The sequence below is a fragment of the Ralstonia nicotianae genome (assembly GCF_018243235.1).
In the GTDB taxonomy this organism is placed as follows: Bacteria; Pseudomonadota; Gammaproteobacteria; order Burkholderiales; family Burkholderiaceae; genus Ralstonia; species Ralstonia nicotianae.
Map to the genome: position 1 here is coordinate 1,956,724 of NZ_CP046674.1, position 15,792 is coordinate 1,972,515.

The 15,792-nt window shown below is 67.0% G+C and carries 6 protein-coding genes and 2 pseudogenes; 2 read left to right on the forward strand and 6 right to left on the reverse strand.

Annotated elements, in window-relative coordinates; translation table 11 throughout:
- Positions 1-74: 74 nt before the first annotated feature.
- From xopAD to GO999_RS08855, 3 genes and pseudogenes are all read right to left on the reverse strand, one after another.
- Positions 75-9,368: a XopAD/skwp family type III secretion system effector gene (xopAD, locus tag GO999_RS08845; RefSeq protein ID WP_211906145.1), complete on the reverse strand. Its 9,294-nt coding sequence runs from the start codon at positions 9,366-9,368 to the stop codon at positions 75-77.
- Positions 9,369-9,706: 338 nt separating this feature from the next.
- Positions 9,707-10,066, reverse strand: a pseudogene (locus tag GO999_RS08850) (helix-turn-helix domain-containing protein); the annotation flags it as partial.
- A 404-nt stretch (positions 10,067-10,470) separates the two neighbouring features.
- A complete protein-coding gene (locus GO999_RS08855; RefSeq protein ID WP_016723066.1) occupies positions 10,471-10,926 on the reverse strand; it encodes a hypothetical protein in 456 nt (151 codons plus the stop codon).
- A 138-nt stretch (positions 10,927-11,064) separates the two neighbouring features.
- Between GO999_RS08855 and GO999_RS08860 the strand changes: the two genes are divergently transcribed.
- Complete coding sequence (locus tag GO999_RS08860; RefSeq protein WP_011001787.1) at positions 11,065-11,538, forward strand: MarR family winged helix-turn-helix transcriptional regulator; 474 nt, start codon at positions 11,065-11,067, stop codon at positions 11,536-11,538.
- Between the two features lie 492 nt (positions 11,539-12,030).
- On the opposite strand, the pseudogene GO999_RS08865 reads toward GO999_RS08860, so the two are convergent.
- A pseudogene (locus GO999_RS08865) lies at positions 12,031-12,363 on the reverse strand (antibiotic biosynthesis monooxygenase family protein); the annotation flags it as partial.
- 91 nt (positions 12,364-12,454) lie between these two features.
- On the opposite strand from GO999_RS08865, the gene GO999_RS08870 reads away from it, so the two are divergent.
- Positions 12,455-12,922, forward strand: a complete 468-nt coding sequence (locus tag GO999_RS08870) for a MarR family winged helix-turn-helix transcriptional regulator (protein WP_011001789.1) — start codon at positions 12,455-12,457, stop codon at positions 12,920-12,922.
- 155 nt (positions 12,923-13,077) lie between these two features.
- On the opposite strand, the gene GO999_RS08875 is transcribed toward GO999_RS08870, so the two are convergent.
- Positions 13,078-14,616: a DHA2 family efflux MFS transporter permease subunit gene (locus GO999_RS08875; RefSeq protein WP_011001790.1), complete on the reverse strand. Its 1,539-nt coding sequence runs from the start codon at positions 14,614-14,616 to the stop codon at positions 13,078-13,080.
- A 12-nt stretch (positions 14,617-14,628) separates the two neighbouring features.
- Complete coding sequence (locus tag GO999_RS08880) at positions 14,629-15,792, reverse strand: HlyD family secretion protein (RefSeq protein WP_118872236.1); 1,164 nt, start codon at positions 15,790-15,792, stop codon at positions 14,629-14,631.

Below are 15,792 nucleotides of genomic sequence, written 5' to 3' on the forward strand. Positions count from 1 at the left end.
CGCATACCGCCCGTGCTACTTCTGGCGATTTCATAGGCTCTGGCCAGCCAGAGACGTCCCCACGGCTAGGGCAGTCACCGTATCCACAGCGGAGAAACACGCCCGTCGGTACCGAGAGCGATCTCGTGCAGCAGAAAGACAGTATCCGTGCCGCTGCCGACCGGTGGATTGAGCTGGACCCTGCCATCGTCCCGACGCTGCAAGAACACCATCTGCAGGTCCAGCAGATCGGCCAGGGCGGTCATGACCACCGAGGCGGCACGGAGGTCCATCGGGTCGTTGCGGCCGTCCTGATCGGGGCGCGGCAGCCCGCCACGGTATAGCAAGCCCTGCATGTATTTGCCGAATCCCAGGCTGGAATGGATGCTGGTGCCGGCCAGCAGCGCTTGCAGGCCCGAGGCCGTGTCGCGACGCTGGAGGACCTGATACAGGCTGTCGAACAGGCTGAGGTCACCCCCGCTTTGGGCCGCGCCGATGCTGAAATGCCGCTCGATTTCGGGGTGGCGTAGCCTGCCGCGGGTGTCGAGCTTGCGCAGCGTGTCATACAGCGGGTCCATGCGCTCCCGGGGCGGCTGCGCGCCGAGCCGGGCGCGAGAGTCGACGACGCGCCTGTAGAGGGGTTCGCGCCGTGCCCAGTCGAGCCGCAAGCCGGGGTTGCCTGCGAGGTCCTGCAGATCCCGGGCAGTCTTACGTTCCAGGCCGTGCTGGATCTTCTGCAGCTGCTCGTCCAGGCGCTCGGGCTGCACGGACGGTTCCAGCGCGATGCCCGTACCCGCCAGTTCCCAGCGCAACGCTTGCCAGTGCGGCCCCAGGGCGGCTGCGACCTGATCCCGGACTTCGCTACCGGGCGCCGTACCGGCCCGAGGAGGGGGCAGGCCGGCACCATGCAGAACAGGGGCGCGGCGCGGGTGCGGCTCGGTGTCCGGCATCTCCCGGATGGGCTGCGGGGTGCGCCCGGATGCCGTGAGGGGGGCATCCGCGCTCGAATCGTAGCGGATGGAGGGGATGCCCTGGATGCCCTCGGGCAGCGCGACCGCGGCGGCTTGCGCCTTCCGCTCGCTCAGCAGCCGGGCATTGGCCTGCTGCAGCGCCTGGCGTTCTGCCGGATCCTGCGCGAGCGCGATATTGACCTCCAGGTCTTGCCATTTGCGGTAGGTCTTGTGGCTGGTGTTTCTGGTGTTCAGGCTCTGCGCGGTATGGAACTGGATCTCGAAATCCGACCCCGCAGCCGTGCGCCACGTCACGTTCAGGCCGGCATAGGTCGTATCGGGGGCGGTGAAGCCATTGTTGATCCGCGTGACGCGCAAGCCCTGTTGCTCCAGCCGCTGCCGCGCGTGCGCGAACCGGATCCCGAACCGGTTCGCCGGCAGCAGCACGATCCAGCGCATCGCATCGCGCACGCGTGCGCTGGCCTGCTCGAGCGACAGGCCTTCGAGGACCTGATAACGCTCGATCTTCTTCCTGATCGACGCGGTCTGCTTGGGCACGCTGTGGTGTTTGTCCACCCGCAGGTCCAGGTCTTCGTGTGTCTCCAGCGCCGCCAGCAAGGGCCCGACTTCCTGGTGAACAATCCGGGCCTGCGCGGCGAGCCGCTGGACATGTTCACCCAGGGCGGTCTGTGCATGCGCTGCCGCCAGGCGCGGCGCGGCGGCGCTTGGTGCGCGCGGGCGATCCGCATGCGGCGGGGCGGTCTCCCAGTCGGTGATGTGCTCGCAGCCCTGCGGGGTGGCGATCTCCCCGAACGCACGCCGGGCCTCGGCCAGCGCACCGAGCTGGTCCTCCCGGCTCGCGCCGGCGAGCTGTTGCGCTTGCGTCTGCTTGTAAGCGTCGTGGAAGCGTTCCTTGAGTTCGAAGGTTCGCTCCGTATGGAACTGGATCTCCAGGCGAATGGCATTGCCCCCGGTGTCCCGGCCCGTCAGCTTGACGTTCACGCCCTTGAACGCGGCGTTGGACTTCACGAAGCTGTTGTGGACCCGCGTTTGCGTCAGCCCCGCGGCATCGAGTATGCCCAGGATGCCGGCATATCCCAGCACGAACGTCTCCGGGGGCAGCACGACGCTATAGCGCAGAGTGTCGCCCACCCCCGCGGCGGCGGCCTGCGGCGTCTGACGTGTCTTGCGCATCATCCTGCGCAGCTTGTCGAACAGCGACGACTCCGATTTCAGGCAATGCGCCTCGCCGCATAACACCCCGATTCCCCGGATGGCGTGGCGGACGAGCGCAGTCATCTCTGCCTCGGCCTGTGCGGCGGTCATGTGCAGGCCGTGGGCGAGTTGCCGCAGCTGGGTCTCGGTGTCGGCGGACAATGCGCCCGGGGTCGGGACACCGTCGATCAGCCTGCGCTCCAGCAGCTCTTCGAGCGCCATTTCCATCAAGCCGGCCGCGAGCGTGGGGTTGTCGCGCAACCGATGCTGCTCGGCCTGGGCATTGAGGCCATCGCGCAGCTTGGGCAGCAGACCGCTCTTCGTGTAGGGCATGAGCCGGATGCGATCCTGCTCGCGGCGCAGCGCATGCTCCAGCCGATCGGCGATCTTCAGGTACACCCCGGTCTGGGTCGCCGCCTTGGGGGCGTCGGTGCCGACCTTCACCCCCAGGGTGAGCAGATTGCGCAGGGTCTCCAGGGGCGCCTCCGGCGCATAGCCCAGTTGCTCCGCGGCCGGGCGCTCCGATGGCAGCGCCGTTCCGGGGTGGGGCAGCAGGGCGGTGGGATAGTGCTCCGCCAGGGCCGCCAGCCGCTCGCGCGGCGTACCCGCCTGCGTGTAAGCCTCGGCCAGCGAAGTGAAACGCTCGGCGAGGGTCGGCGACAATGCGGGCGGCGGCGCTGCGGGCTCACGCAGTCCGTGCGCGTCCCGCGAGAAGGCTTCCAACTGGTGCAACAGGACTTCGGCCGCCTCGCGCGCCACGGGGTGGTGCGCGTGTTCCACGCCCAGGCGTGCCCGCTCACGCAGCGCCTGCAATGGGTCCGGCGTCGCCTCGGCCGGGTCGTACAGCAGCCGGCGCAGACCGCGCCGAAGCTCGCGACGGGTGCCCTCGTAGGTGCCGAAGATCGCAGACTCGGCGATGCGTTCGCGCACCGCCTGCGGCTGGCCCCAGAAGTGGAACTGCAGGGTGCTCATGCGCCGGACCAGTTCCTGCCCGCGCACCGCCGACAGCACCTCAGCGGCACGCCCCGCGCGATACTGGCCCGCCTCATCGAACGCGGCACTGGCCGTCTTGGGCGGCTTGAACGAGGGCACCTTGCCCACCTGCCGCTCCCGTTCCTCGAAGAAGCCGGCGATCGCCTGCGCCATCTTGGGCAGCCCGGCGTAGACGAACACCCTGTCGCCGTCGCAGTCGGCATCGCGCTTCTTGAGCTCATCGACCGGCACGGCGATCAGCGAGCCCGGCGTGTAGACATCCTTGACGCGCAGGCTGCCCACCGTGTTCATGCGCGCCGGCAGCCGGTCGCGCTCGCGGCGCTGTGTCCAGCTCGAATGGATCTTCATGTCCTCGGTCGACCAGACCCATTGCGCGTCATTGTCCTGCGGCCAGAGCGCGTCGGGCACCACGATGGTCACGCCCTTGCCGTGCAGCATCGGGGCATCGTCGCCATGGCCGGCTGTGTGGGGCTGGCTTTCGTCCCAGGCGGTGTAGCTGTACTGGAACGCAAAGGCCGTCTCCAGGAACCGCGCGGTGGCGTCGCCCTGCGCGGAGGTGCCGACGCGCTCGGCCGGTATCGGCATCAGGTTCGGCTTGTCGTAGGGCGGTTTGCCCAGCAGCACCGGTCCGCCCGTGCGATCGAACCCGGCGCCTTTCTCTCCGGGCAGGTAGAGCTTGCCGTCGGCCGAGGGGACGGCGACCCCCTGGGTTCCGCTGATGCCCGCGCCGACGAGCAGGTCGTAAAGCTTGGGCTTGCTGAGCTTGCGGGTGCCGCTGAACGCGTCCGTCTCCCACAGCGCCGTGTCCGTGTGCAGCGCGTGGCGCAGATGCGTCCGGGCCTCCTCGATGACGGCTTCGTTGCGCGGATAGTGATGCGTGGCTTGGGACGGCAGGATCACCATGCGTAGCGCCGGCGCAGCGTCCGAACCTTTCTGGCGCGATAGGCTCCACGCATCCATCGCCCTGGCCACGGCCGGAATCCGCCGCGCGAGCGATTCCCTGACGAAGCCGCAGCCGTCATGGGACACCAGCCGGATCGGCTCGCCCTCGGGCGTGCGCAGGGCAAACGCCGGTTCGGCCCCCTGCGGCCGGTCGGCCAGCAGCGCAAGGCGGACCGGTCCCTCGACCACGTGATCGCGCGGCACGATTTCCAGCAGCGCGCGCTGCATGCGATACCAATCCTCCCGCTGGGGGTTGAGCTTGCGGATCACGTCTTTCATCAGCGGTGCGTTCGGCACGGTGTCGGCCAGCCGCACGGCGGGAAGGCGCCCGTAGCGCTTGATGCTCTGCGCGCCGGCCAACCGCTCGAACACACGCGTGGTGGAAGGCGTCAGGTGGCTGCCTCCGAACAGGTCCATGCGCAGCAGATCATCGCCATGGCGGATGGTGCGGGCCAGCATGAATGCGCTGAGTTGGCCGGGCAGTTCGACCTCGACCAGCGGCAGGCGCCCGCCGGTCAGGCGGGTGAAGAACGAATACGGTTGGGCTCCAGTGCCGCTGGCATCGGTGGGGGTACTGGTTCTGACATCGCGCCCGTGCATGTCGATGATCTGCAACCGCGCCGCACCGGCCTCGTTGCCGAGCAGGTCCCGCACCTCCGGCAACCCGCGCAGTTCGCGCCGCACCGCCGCCACGTCCAGCGGCGTGGGCGGATGGGCGGCGACGATCCTGTCCAGATCGCGCCACAGCTTCAGATCCAGCGCATCGAGCACGTTGTCGCCTGCCTCGATCTGGGCGATGAGGTTCCAGCTCATCTCGTCCAGATCGCCCTCGATGTGCCCGCGTACCGGCTCCAGCGTGCGGCCTATCCAGGCCTTGAGGGCCTCGCGCTGTTCCGCGACCCGGGCGGGGATGTCCGACACATAGCGCGCCTTCCACAGGCTGGCCACCACGGTGTAGGTCTTGAGCAGCAGGAAGAAGGTCAGGCCCGGAAGCCGGGTGCCGAACGCCTCGTCTTCCGCAGGCCGGGTCTGCACTGCGGGCGATGGCGACGCGGCGTGGGCATCGACGTAGCACTGCACCTTGCGCGCCACGTCGGGCTGCATCAAGCCGAGCAGCCGCAGTGCGTCGCGCCGGTACGGCTTGAGTTCGGGCGAACGGACCAGCGGCAACAGCCCGGCAGCCAGGCTGCCCAATGTTTCCAGGTTATCCGGCTTGAAACCGGTCTGCGCTTGCAGTGCCTGCAGGCGCTGCAAGCCCTGCCGGGCGAGCAGGCGTTGGCCGTCCTGAAGTCCCGCACTGGCCAGCGCCTTGAAGACCATCGCAATCGCACGCGTGCCGGCATGATTCAGCCCATCGGGACGCACGTTCAGATGCGCGGCCAGTTCGCGCAGGCGCGTGTGCATCAGGTCGAGCGGGGTGCCGTCGGTCAGTTCCGCATCGCGCTCGTGCGCGGCGACATCGCCGATGGCGAGTGCAAAGCGTGCCATGCCGTTGGCCAACTGCGCCAGTTCCGGAAGATCGAACGTGCTGAACAGCCGCCCACCGCTGCCCAGGTCGTCGACCAGACGGATCGCAGCCGCCTGGCAGGCTTCGTTCTGCGGCCACTTGCTCAGCCCGTTGAGGGCGTTGGCGACGCCTTGCGCGTTCAGCGCCTGCCGGAGCGCGGCATCGTCCGCAAGCCGGGCAGCCAGGCTGGCGGCGGCGGCACGGCAATCGTCCACATCCCGCCACTTGCCCAGCGCGTTGAGCGCGTTGGCGACCTCCTGCTCGTTCATGGCCTGCGGGAGTCGATCACTGCTCGCCAGCCGCGCAGCCAGACGCTGTGCGGCGGCACCGCAAGCGGCGACGTCGGGCCACTTGCTGAGCGCATTGAGCGCGTTGGCGACCGGCCGCGCATGCATGGCTTGCAGCAACGCGGGTTCGTCGACGAGACGGGCGGCCAGACGTTCGGCGGCAATCCGGCAATCGGTGGAGCCGGGCCACTTGCTCAGCCCATTGAGCGAGCTGGCGACCTGCTGTGCGCTCATGTCCTGCCGCAGCCGGGCATCGGTCGCAAGCCGGGCGGCCAGGTGTTCGGCGACAGCGCGACAGTCGGCGGAGTCGGACCACTTGCCCAGTCCGCCAAGCGCGTTGGCGACGGCTTGCGCATCCATGGCTTGCGTCAGCTCGGCATCGTCCGCAAGCCATGCGGCCAGATGCTCGGCGGCCGCGCGGCAGTCGGCGGAGTCGGGCCATTTGCCCAGCGCGTTGAAGGCAAGGGAGAGCGCCTGCACGCTCAGGGCCTGCAGAAGATCGGCATCGCGCACCAGCCGGGCCGCCAGGCATTCCGCGGCGGTCCGGCAATCGGCGGCATCGGGCCACTTGCTCAGCGCATTGAGCAGGTTGGCAACCTGCCACGCGCCGAGGCTCCGTTGCAGCGCGGCATCCCCGGTCAGCTGGGCAGCCAGGTGTTCGGCGGCGGCCCGGCAATCGACGGCCTCCGGCCACTTGCTCAGCGCGTTGAGTGAGTTGGTGAGGTGCTGTTCGCTCATGGCCTGCAGGAGCGCGGCATTGCCCGCGAGCTGTGCGGCCAGGCATTCGGCGGCAGCGCGGCAATCAGCGGAGTCGGGCCACTTGGCGAGCGCGTTGAGCGCGTTGGCCATCCCTTGGGCATCCATTGCCTGCAGGAGCCCGGCATTGCCCGCGAGCCGCGCGGCCAGGCGCTCGGCGGCGGCATGGCAATCGGTGGAATCGGGCCACTTGCTCAACGCGTTGAGCGCATTGGCCATCTTGCGCGCATCCATCCCTTGCAGGGACATGGCGTCGTCCGCGAGCTGTGCGGCCAGGCATTCGGCGGCGGCACGGCAGCCGGCGGAATCGGGCCACTTGCTCAGTCCGGTGAGCGAACCGGTGATCTGCAGCGCGTTCATGGTCCGCCGGAGTCCGGCATCATCCGTCAGCCGGGCGGCCAGGCGGTCGGCGGCCGCTCGGCAAGGGGCGGCGTCAGGCCACTTGCCCAGTGCGTTGAGCGCGTTGGCCATCCCTTGTGCATCCAGGGCGTCCAGGAGGCCCGCATCGTCTGTCAGCCGGGTGGCCAGGCGTTCGGCGGCGGCGCGGCAATCGGTGGCGTCGGGCCACTTGCTCAGTGCGTTGAGCGCGTTGGCGACCCCTCGTGCATTCAGGGTCCGGCAGAGCTTGGCATCGGTGGTCAGCCGCAGGGCCAGGCGTTCGGCCGCGGCACGGCAATCGGCGGCATCGGGCCACTTGCCCAATGCGTTGAGCGCGTTGCCGAACTGCTGCACATTCATGCTCTGCCCGAGCGCCGGCTCGTGCACGATCCGCGCTGCCAATGGTTCGGCGGTGGCACGGCACGCGCTGGCGTCGGGCCATTTGCTGAGCGCGTTGAGCGAATTGGCGACCCCTTGCACATCCAGGTCCGCCAGCAACTGCCCGTCATCGTCGAGGAGGCGGATGGCCAGGCATTCGGCGGCAGTCCTGCAATCGATGGAGTCGGGCCACTTGCTCAGCCCGTTGAGCGCATTGGAAACCAGCTGCGACTTCATCGCCAGCAAGAGTTTTTCGCTGCCTGCGAGCCGTACGGCCAGGCGTTCGGCAGCGGTCAGGCAATCGGCGGCATCGGGCCATTTGCCCAGCGCGCCGAGCGCGTTGGCGACCTCCTGCGCGTTCATGTCGCGCCGGAGCTTGGCGTCGCTGGCGAGCCGCGCGGCCAGGTGTCCGGCGGCAGTCCGGCAGTCGACTGCGTCGGGCCACTTGCTCAGCCCATTGAGCGAGCCGGCGACCTGCTGCGCGCTCATGTTCTGCCGGAGTTTGGCATCGTCCGTCAGCCGCGCGGCCAAGCGTTCGGCGGCGGCCCGGCAATTGCCGGAGTCGGGCCACCGGCCCATCGCCCCGATTGAGTTGGCGACCTGGGCCCCGTCCAGGGCCTGCCGCAGGCTGTCATCGTCGATGAGGCGGGTGGCCAGGCATTCGGCGGCGGCTCGGCAATCGGTGGAGTCGGGCCACTTGCCCAGCGCATTGAGCGAATTGGCCACCGCTTGCGCAGTCATGATCTGCCGGAGATCGGCATCGTCCGCCAGCCGCTCGGCCAAGCGTTCGGTGGCGGTCCGGCAGGCAAGGTTGCCCGGCCATTTGCTGAAGGCATTGAGCAGCATGCTGACACTCTGCGCGGGATATTCCCCGACGCGATCCTGAAGCACGTGGCGCCCGATGCGCGCCACCGCCTGTTCGCAGTGTTCGCTGCCCTGGTTCTTGGAAAATGCGTTGGCCAGCAATGACAGTTGCTTGGCCGAGAGCCGCGGCAGCACCTCGGGCATCAGCACTTGGCCGGCCACCCATGCGATGGCGTTCAGGCATGCCGGCCGGTCCGCATACTTGCTCAGCAGGTTGCTGACATGGACAAGCTGGTACAACGGCGTGCCCTCGAACCAGTTCGTCTTGGACAGGTAGTGCGCCGCCACGTCCGCACAGCGCTGCAGATCCTGTCGCATCGACGGGCTCGCTTGAGGCGCGGCCGCACTCAAGACCAGAAAGTAATCGGTCACGCGCCGGGTGTTCTCTTCCGAGGACACCACCCGGCTCAGAAACACCAGCGCCAGGCCATACCCGTTGCGCTGCGCGAGGATGTTGTCCTGCGCCAGCTGAAGGCAGGATTTCGGATCCACCTTCTGTGACCGGGCGCGTCCCTGCCGGGCCTGTTTCGCCAGATGCTGAAGGCGCCCGCACTGTTCCTTGTGCTGCGCACTGAGCCGGCTGCGGGCCGCACGATCCAGCCCGGCGTCTTCGCCGATGAGCTGCTCCCTCGTCGGTTCGTGCCCGGATTCCATGCGCCGCGAAGCCGACGGCTCCACCAATGCGCGTCCGTATCTGGCCCGCTTTGTGGAGTGAAGGGCGGATGCATCTCTCGGGCCGGGCCTGAACGTCGTACGCGGATCGGCCCGCGTTTCGACACCGCGCCCGCGCTTGGACGGCAAGGGCGGGGCCCGCGTGGGAAGCCTGCTCACATCGACATCGGGAATTCGCCCGCGCGAGTCCGCGGGCACCGGCTTCGCGGCAGCAATCCGCAAGGGACCTCGCGCAACCGGGCGGGACGCGCCGGCGCCATCAACCGGCTGCCGCACCGCCAACGATGTGCTGCGCCTGACACGGTGCAGGCTCTCCAGCGGGCCGGATGCGCGGGTCGTCCGGCGTCTTGCGGGCGGCGGCGATGTCTGCGGCGATGCGTTGCCATGCGACTCGCGTGAAATGCCGGACGAACGTTGGAAGTCGGAAGACAGGCGTTTGGAAACCATGGACTGCTGCAACTCGGATGCGGGATACGGAACCCGGGCCGGTTGGCATACGGGGCGCGCTCGACTTCACAGCGATTGAAGTGGCGATTGCGCAATGCGGGAACGGGATGCGGAAAGGGCGGAATGGCCTTTCTCAGTGGTGGGGAAGTCTAGCAACGCATGCGCGGCAAGCGATCCCGGCGCGCGAATAGTTGTCGGGGACTGCGAATCCAGGGGCGCCGCTTCGTCCTGATAGGCATTGAAGGACGCGATGTCCTTGATCCCTTTGGGCCGTGGGACCGTGGCGGTATGCGCTTTCAGTCGGCTCCGCAGCTGGGCATTGGCCTGCTGCAGCGACAGGCGTTTGACCAGATCCGGCTCACGCAGGCCTTGGAAATCTCGATGCCGTGGCGCTCACGCAGCTTCTCGGCCGCCAGGGTCGGGCCGAAGTCCGCATAGCTGTCGCGGATCAGGCCACACACGCGGGATTCGAGGCCGGGCGGCAGTTGGTGGTGACCTGGTTGGCCCCATTTACGCGAGCACAATCCCTGTGGCCCATCCTCGCGATAACGTAGCACCAGCCGTTCGACTTGACGCTTGGAGATCCCGAGCTTCTCCGCGGCGCGCCAGACCATCAGGCCGTCATCGGCCACGGCTTGAATAACCTTGCAGCGATCCAGTTCCCGCATGCTCATGGTGATCGTGTCGGGTCGGCCCATGATTGCGCTCCTGGCTCGGCGGCAAGGCCGCCAGCTTGGCACGATCAAGGACGGGGTACGACATCTGAATTCATCCCAAGTACGACATTAGAAAAAATCCCTAACAAATTGGCGTCGCATAATTTATCTTATGTTAAATATTTGGCCGATCTGGAAAGCACGACAGAAGGCGCTGCGTGCAGCACAGTGTTCGACGTCGCAGCCACGGCCATTCCCGCGAACTCGGCGACGACGCGCAAGCCGGACGGTCTGCTCGATCTGGCCGACGCCGCAAGGCTCTTGCTCAAAGGCGATCAATGGAGCGACTGGATGCTCTCGGCATTCCTCGCCACATCACCGAATGACTACGTCGAGTTCCGGATGTCCACGAATCAGCGCCAGCTCCGAGGGCGCAGCGAGCCCGCTCACACGTTAGACCGTGTGCGCAAACGACCCGCCAAGCGCAAGCCCGCGCGGAAATTCTTGCCCATCATGGTGAGCTGAACCAGCCCGACGGCCAGCTCCAGCGCCTGGACGGCGTAGAACCACGTGTCGAACACGCCGGATGCCGCCCGGTCATGCAGGAAGATGGCCGCCGGAATCATGACCAGGGCGCCATTGGCGCCAATCAGAGGCATGCGCTTTTTCTTCTCTTCGATCAGACGGCCCTTGCGCCCCCTGCCCAGTGCGAAGCCTGAGCCCCCCGTCATGGCCATCAACGCCACGAGACAGGCTAGCCCGTACAGGGCGATGCAGCGTTTGACGGTTGCCACGGCAGTGGCGTCAAGGAACAGCTCGGACACCGCTGTGGATGTCCAGAAAGTGGCGATCAGCAGCATCGCCAGCGTTCCCGCTACTGCGTGGAGAGGCGCTTTGCTCATGGGGATTTCCTATCGACTAAGGTGAGACTCGGCTGAACCTGAGATACGGTTCGCATTTGAATGATTTATTGTGTCAATTTGACAATCAAATGTCAATTGGTCATGATTGTCCGCTATCTTGCAAGCAGATAGGGATAGATGAAAGCTCAGGAAAGAACACCCGCCGGCGCAGCCTTGGGCACCTCGGCGCTGTACTTGTTCAAGGTGGCCAGCGGCATGCTCACCGAGGGCGACCGGCTGGTCGCAGACCTGGGCCTGAGCAGTTCACGCTGGCAGGTGCTCGGCACCATCGTGGCAGCAGAAAGACCGCAGCCCGTGGCTTGGCTGGCCAGAGACATGGGCGCGAACCGTCAGAATGTTCAGCGCATCGTCCACGACCTGGCCCGGGACGGGTTCGTGGAATTCGCCAACAACCCCCATCACCGGCGGGCTCCGCTGGTCATGCTGACTGCCAGCGGTCAAAACGTTCACAACCGGGCCGTGAACCTGGGGGCGCCATGGATGAACGAGCTGGCCCGCGGAATTCCCCCCGAGGATATCGAGATCATGCGCCGGGTGTTGATGGCCCTTCAAACCAAACTGGAAAAGGGCGTTCCTGCACAGCAAGCCTAGTTGCGGATCGCTTGATCGAGCGCAGGGTTGGGCTTCAAGCCTTCGACGGCCCCTGGCGCCCTTCCCGCATGGCTTGGGCGGCCGTCTCGAAGGCTTCCACCCTGCCCCACTCGCCGAAGCCGCGGGCGCGCGTGGCAAGGAAGCCCTTAAGGGGGGGCTGTGTCCGGAGATCCAGGGGCCTGCCCCACGTGTGTTCATCAGTGACATCTTGAATGGCAGGCAATCAGGGCCGCCTTCAACCGCTCACAACGAAGCCCATACGCTTCATGAGGCGCCCCTCATGATTGCCACCCGGCGGCGGAGCGCGGGCACACGGATTGTCGCGCTGCGTCATTTGCCGAACCACATGCGCCGGAGCAGGCCGTCCCGGCGAATGAAGTGGTGATAAAGCGCGGCGCCGGCATGCACCAGCGCCATCAGCAACAAGAGGCGAGCCCCGATACCGTGCAGCACCCGTGGCGCAAACGCATGGAAATCCGGCAACGCTGCGCCGAACAGGTGCGGCGACGCGACCGCCGAGGACGGGTAATCCGAGAGCTTCGCGCGGAACTCCGGATGCATGAACGCCGCCCGGAAATGCGCATTCGATTCCCAGACCGCGTAGTTGAGGTATGCCGGGCTGTCGCCGATGGCGCGGTGCAGTTGGGTTGAGATGAACCCCGGCTGCCGCTTCATGAAGTTCGCGTCGTCTTGCCAGACACGCAGGAAGGCTTCTTCGTCGGCCTTGTCCAGAAGGAGCAGGTTGACCAGCACGACGGGGGAAGCATCCAGCTCAACCTGGCGCTGGATGGGAAAGTTGGGGTCCATGGGGCGTATGGCGTGCATGAGGCGCTCCTTGGTGGGATGGGTGAAGGAAGGGTATGATTGACATGGATCATATTGACATTATGATGTCAATTGTACAACACGATGACGAATGAAACCCCTTAAGCACACCCCGGCAGGCGCCGCCCTGAGCGGCCTTATCCTTGACCTGTTCAGACTCAACAGCCAGGTGCTCACGGCGGGCGACCGACTGGTGGCCGACCTGGGCCTGACCAGTGCCCGCTGGCAGATCCTCGGCACCGTCAACGCGGTGGATCGGCCGCAGCCTGTCGCCTGGCTGGCCCGCGACATGGGGGCCAACCGCCAGAACGTTCAGCGTATCGTCAACGACCTGGAGAAAGAGGGTCTGGTCGCCTTCGAGGCCAATCCGCACCACAAGCGTGCGCAGCTCGTCGTCATGACCGAGAAGGGAAAACAGGCTTACGGGGCGGCCATGCAGTTGCAGACGCCCTGGATCAATGGGCTGGCGAAAGGTCTTGCCGTCGAGGACATCAAGACGATGCACAAGGTCATCGCGGCCCTGCGCGTGAAACTCGACGAGGATGGGGACGCGGACTGACTACAGCGCCTTCGGCTCCGTGGCCATCAAGACATCCGGCATGGCCCGTGACTGCCAGTCGAAGTCCGGATTGAAGGTCCGCCGCGCATGGGCCCTGCCCCGCTCGCGGCAGCCCTGGTCGGAACGCGAAGCGCAAGGACTGGCCCCAAACCATATCAATGCCCCCCGGTGCCCGGCGCCACCGTCCTGCGTGGCTTGGGCGCAAGCCAGATGGCGCTCGCCGCCAGCACGAAGGCCACGCCCACCCAGGCCATGATGTCGTTGGTGGCCAGCATCACGCTTTGGCTGGTGAGGAGCTGGTCGATGGACTGGTTGATGGCGTCCAAGGTGGAGCCCGCCCCCTCCAGCATCGTGCGCACGCTGCCGTCGCCGTCGGACACGCCGACCAGTTCCGCGTGATGGAGCGTGGCGCGGTCATCCCACAGCGTGGTGATGAGCGAGGTCGCGAAGGCCCCCGACAAGGTGCGCAGGAAGTTCATCAGCCCGGCGGCGGAAGCCATTTCTTCCTCGTCCACGCTGGCCATCGCCAGGCCCGTGGTGGGCACGAAGAAGAAGGGAATGCCCAGCCCCATCGCCATCAGCGGCACGGCCACCTGCCAGTAGGTCATGTCGGTGGTGGCGACGGTGCGCCACAGGGTGATGATGCCCAGCCAGATGACCCCGCCGAAGACCAGCTTGCGCGCGTCGACCTTGCCCCCGAGCCCTGCCGCGATGGGCGCCGCGAACAGCGCGAAGAAGCCGCTCCAGGCGGTAGTCTTGCCCGCCTCCAGCGCGGTGTAGCCCATGAAGCTCTGCAACCATTGCGGCGTGAGCACATTCGCGCCGAAAAACGCGCCAAAGGCCAGACTGATAGTCAGCACGCTGGCGGAAAACCCACGGTGCCGAAACACCCGCAGGTTCACCGCCGGATGCTCGGCGTGCAGCTCCCAGATCAGGAAGGCCGCGAAGCCGATGGCGGCGACGACCGCCAAGCCGGCGATGGTCGAGGAAGCGAACCAGTCCAGTTGCTTGCCCTCGTCGAGCATGATTTGCAGCGAGCCCACCCACAGCACCAGCAAGGCCAGCCCCACCTTGTCGATGGGGTTGCGGGCAATGGGCGATTCGTAGCGCGCCAGCATCTTCCACGCCGCCCAGGCGCAGCCCACAGCGATGGGCAGGTTGATGTAGAAGATCCAGGGCCAGCTGTATTCATCGCATAGGTAGCCGCCCAGAATGGGGCCAAGCACCGGGGCCACGATGGTCGTCATCGACCACAGGCCGATGGCAGCCCCCGCCTTCTCCTTCGGAAAAATGCGCAGCAGCAGCGTTTGCGACAGCGGCATCAGCGGCCCGCCGGCCAGCCCCTGGCAGATGCGCGCTGCCACCAGCATCCCCAACGAAAGGGCCAGGCCGCACAGGGCCGAGAACAGGCCGAAACATCCCATTGCCACGGCAAACACCCTCACCGTGCCGAAGCGCGATGCCAGCCAACCGGTGAGCGGCACGAGGATGGCTTCGGCCACGGCGTAGGACGTGATGACCCAGGTGCCCTGACTCGTCGAGACCCCGAGATTGCCGGAGATGTTGGGAACCGAGACGTTGGCGATGGTCATGTCCAGCACGGCGACGAAGTTGGCCGCCGCGAGAACAATGGCCGCCAACCACAGCATTCCCCCGGTCAGGGGCGCCTGGCTGTCTGAAGACGGGGTAGTCATGAGGCCCCTCCTTTACCGACGGGCCTGGGTGGCCTGGCTACCGGAGGCGCTGGTGTCGATCGTGACCACCATCGACAGCCCCACTTTCAGCGGGTGCTTTTCCAGCTCCGCCGCATCGAGCTTGATGCGCACGGGCAGGCGCTGCACCACCTTGATCCAGTTGCCCGTGGCGTTCTGGGCGGGAATGGCCGCGAACGCCGCGCCGGAGCCACCGGAGAAGCCTTCCACCACGCCGCGGTAGCTGGCCGAGCCGCCGTAGATGTCAGCCTTGACGGTGGCGGGCTGGCCGATTCGCACGTTCTCCAACTGCACTTCCTTGAAGTTGGCATCCACGTGCATGTCCTGCACCGGCACGATGGACAGCAGCGCCGTGCCGGACTTCACCCGCTGGCCGAGCTGCACCTGGCGCTTGGCGACCACGCCGTCCACCGGCGCGCGAATGACGGTGCGGCCCAGATCGACCGCGGCCTGATCCCGCTTGGCGCGGGCCAGGGCGACTTCGGGGTTGGTGTCTTCCGTGGCGTTGGCGATCAGCACCGCGTTGGCCTGCCGCGAACCCACGGCGGCATTGCGATTTGCCCGCGCCTGAGCGGATGCGGCGCGGGCAGCGGCCAGCGCCGCATCCGCCGTGGCGTGGGCGTTGCGGGCTTTGGTCAGTTCCTCGCCCGAGACCGAGCCGGAGGCTACCAGCGCCTCACGGCGGCGCAGGTCGATCTTGGCCCGCTCGAAGTCGGCTTGCGCCGAGAACAGGTCGGCCGCGGCGCGCTTCTCGTCCGCCTCTCTGGCGATGATCTGCGCACCCAGGCTGCTGTCGTTGGCGACGTAGCCGCGCACCCGGCGCACGGCGCTGCCCAGTTGGGCCTCGGCCTGTTCCAGCGCCAGCTTGGCGTCGGTCGGGTCGATCACCACCAGCACGTCGCCCTTCTTGACCGCCTGGGTGTCGCTGACACGCACTTCGGCGATCGTGCCATCGATGGCGGGCGTCACCTGGGCGATTTCGACGGCGGCATAGGCGTTGTCGGTGGAGACGAAGCGCGAGGCATAGAGCTGCCAGTAGGCCGTGCCGCCGATGGCGCCTGCGGCCACCACAGCAGCCAGGATCAGAAAGAGCCGGGCGCGGCGTTGCTTGGAAGGCGCAGCCGCAGTGGCGTCGGCCGTTTGGTTGTTGTCGGACAT